Source organism: Candidatus Aegiribacteria sp. (assembly GCA_021108005.1).
Classification (GTDB): Bacteria; Fermentibacterota; Fermentibacteria; order Fermentibacterales; family JCC-6; genus Aegiribacteria.
This window is the reverse complement of record JAIORS010000122.1, coordinates 1-2,910: the sequence shown is the minus strand read 5'-3', so window position 1 is coordinate 2,910 and position 2,910 is coordinate 1. Positions and strand designations below refer to the sequence as shown.

1 protein-coding gene is annotated in these 2,910 nt (G+C 45.4%); it reads left to right on the top strand.

All coding sequences use genetic code 11. The features are described 5' to 3' along the window. Positions 1-126 precede the first annotated feature (126 nt). On the top strand, positions 127-2,910 hold a 2,784-nt coding region (locus K8S15_07540), incomplete at its 3' end, for an insulinase family protein (GenBank protein MCD4775889.1).

Below are 2,910 nucleotides of genomic sequence, written 5' to 3'. Positions count from 1 at the left end.
GATGATCATAATTTACTAATCATGTGGGGGGTCGGCTATATGTTATCAGGTCTTGCATCCGGGCATTTATGTCAATCTAACATGCAAATAAGGAACTAAAATATAATATCTAATTGAAGACAAGACTTGAATTTCACAAACATATTCAACAACAATCCCACCATATACGAAGGGAACGCGATGGCATTTGAAACGGGAAAAACCTATCACGGTTTCGTACTTATTGATAAGCATGATATAAGTGAGGTCAACTCAAAAGGCCTTTTGTTCGAACATGAAAAAAGCGGTGCTCGTCTTGTGAAACTTGAGAACAGTGATGACAACAAGTTATTTTCAATCGCTTTCCGTACTCCGCCACAGGACAGCAGAGGATTGCAGCACATCCTTGAGCATTCGGTACTTTGCGGTTCACGCAAATTCCCCTCCAAAGAGCCATTTATAGAATTGCTGAAGGGTTCGCTCAAAACATTCCTGAATGCTATGACTTTCCCGGACAAAACCATGTATCCAATAGCCAGCAGAAATACAAAGGACTTTTTCAATCTGATGGATGTTTATCTTGATGCAGTTCTTTATCCCAATCTCCTTGTTCAGCCTGATATCATGATGCAGGAAGGCTGGCATTACGAGCTTAACAGCCCTGAAGAGGAAATCACATACAAAGGTGTTGTCTACAATGAAATGCGTGGGGAATATTCCACACCCGAAGCGATGCTGACAAGAAAAATATTCGAATCTCTGTTTCCGGACACAGCCTATGGAGTGGATTCAGGAGGCGATCCCGATGTGATACCAGAACTTACACAGGAACAGTTCTGCGCATTTCACAGTGAGTATTACCACCCTTCAAACAGCTATATCCATCTATACGGTGACGGCGATACGCTGAAAGAGCTCAAATTCATCAACGACGAGTACCTGCAAGGCTTCAATTCCCGCAATGTTGATTCAGTGATTAACATGCAGACCGCTTTTGACAAACCGGTAGAAATGACGATTGATTATCCTGTTTCTAAGGAAGAAACCGAGGAGGGGAAGACTTATCTGTGTCTCAGCTGGGTTACAGCCAGATCAACAGACCCTGATCTCTGCCTGGCATTTGAGATTCTGGAGCATTTGCTTCTGGATACTCCAGCGGCACCTCTGAAAAAGGCACTTCTTGAATCCGGGCTTGGCAAGGATGTATTTGGTCAATACATAGGTAATCTGCTTCAGACTCCTTTCAGCGTTGTACTGAAGAACTCCAACGAGGACCGAAAAGATGAATTCGAAAATGTTGTATTCAAAACACTCCATAAACTGGTCGAAAGAGGTATAGACAAAAAACTCATCGAAGCCTCGATTAACTCAATGGAGTTTGAACTGCGTGAGGCTGATTACCAGGGATATCCAAAGGGGCTTTTCTATGCCATGAAGAGTCTTTCCACCTGGCTGCATGGCGAAACCCCGTTCACTCCCCTTGAATATGAACCTGCACTTAGAATACTCCGAAGGGGACTGACAGAAAACTACTTTGAAGAACTCATAGAGGAGCATCTACTCAAGAATAATCACAGGTCCCTTCTTATTGTGCGTCCCAGAAAGGGTCTTGAGGAAGATAAAAACACGGTACTCCGGAAGGAGCTGGCCGATTACAAGGCAACACTGTCCGCTGAACAGATTAAAGAACTGGTCGAGCAGACAAAGGCTCTCAGTGAACATCAGAACATAGCTGACACCCCTGAGGCACTGGCCAAAATTCCCTGTCTGTCCCGCGGGGATATTAAAGGCGCGGCTGAAGAACTGCCACTTGTTGAAAAAGAGGAGGCAGGCATCCCGGTACTGGCACATTATCTTTTTACCAACAATATAGCTTATCTGAATCTCTATTTTGACAGTGGTGTCGTTCCGGCAGAGGATTTGCCCTATCTTGCTCTTCTAACGCGGGTGGTGTCCAGAACCGATACGGAAAACCATGACTACAGCGACCTCGCAAACGAATTGAACATCCATACCGGTGGCATCGATCTGGATATTGGTGTCTATAAGCACATACGTACCGGAGCGATGATACCCCGCCTGGAGGTTCAGTCCAGGGCACTCATTCACGAATTGCCCAGAATGATTGAGCTGCTGGGTGAGGTTCTCGGTCATACAGATTTTAGCAACACGAGCCGTTTGAAGGACATCATACAGGAAATGAAATCACGCCTGGAGATGTATATCAATTTCAGGTCTCACGTGATTGCCAGGCGTCGACTGTTTTCTTACATGTCTCCCGCAGATCAATACTCCGAGCAGATCGAGGGACTGGAACTGTACAGGGCTATTTCGGACATGGCGGAAAATTTTGATAACAGTGTTGATAAGATTAAAAACAAGCTGGCAGGCATAGCCAGACTTATCTTCAATCGGAATAATCTCCTTGCCAGCATTACCATTGGCGAAGAAGACTATCCTGTATTCCAGAAGGAATTCCCGGCTCTATTTGAACATTTGGCCAGTGATATCCCAGTTCCTGTTGAGTACTCCTTTGAGACCCCGGTTATTAATGAGGGGCTCTATACCCCCGGTATGGTTCAATATGTGGTAAAGGGTTTTGATTTCAGTCAGCTTGGATACGAGTATACCGGAGTTATGCGGGTAGTATCAACAATATCACAATTGACATATCTATGGAACCGAATCCGCGTGCAGGGCGGTGCCTACGGTGTCTTTGCCAAATTTGCCAGGGATGGCAGATTCTTCCTGGGATCTTTCAGAGACCCGAACCTCACAGAGACGCTTGAAGTATTTGACGGACTGCCGGAGTTCCTTCGCAATACGGATTTCGGGAAAAAGGAAATCACTAAATTCATCCTTGGGTCGATCTCCGATCTTGACCAGCCGCTGACGCCATCAATGAAAGGCATACGCGCTGCGGAAAATTGG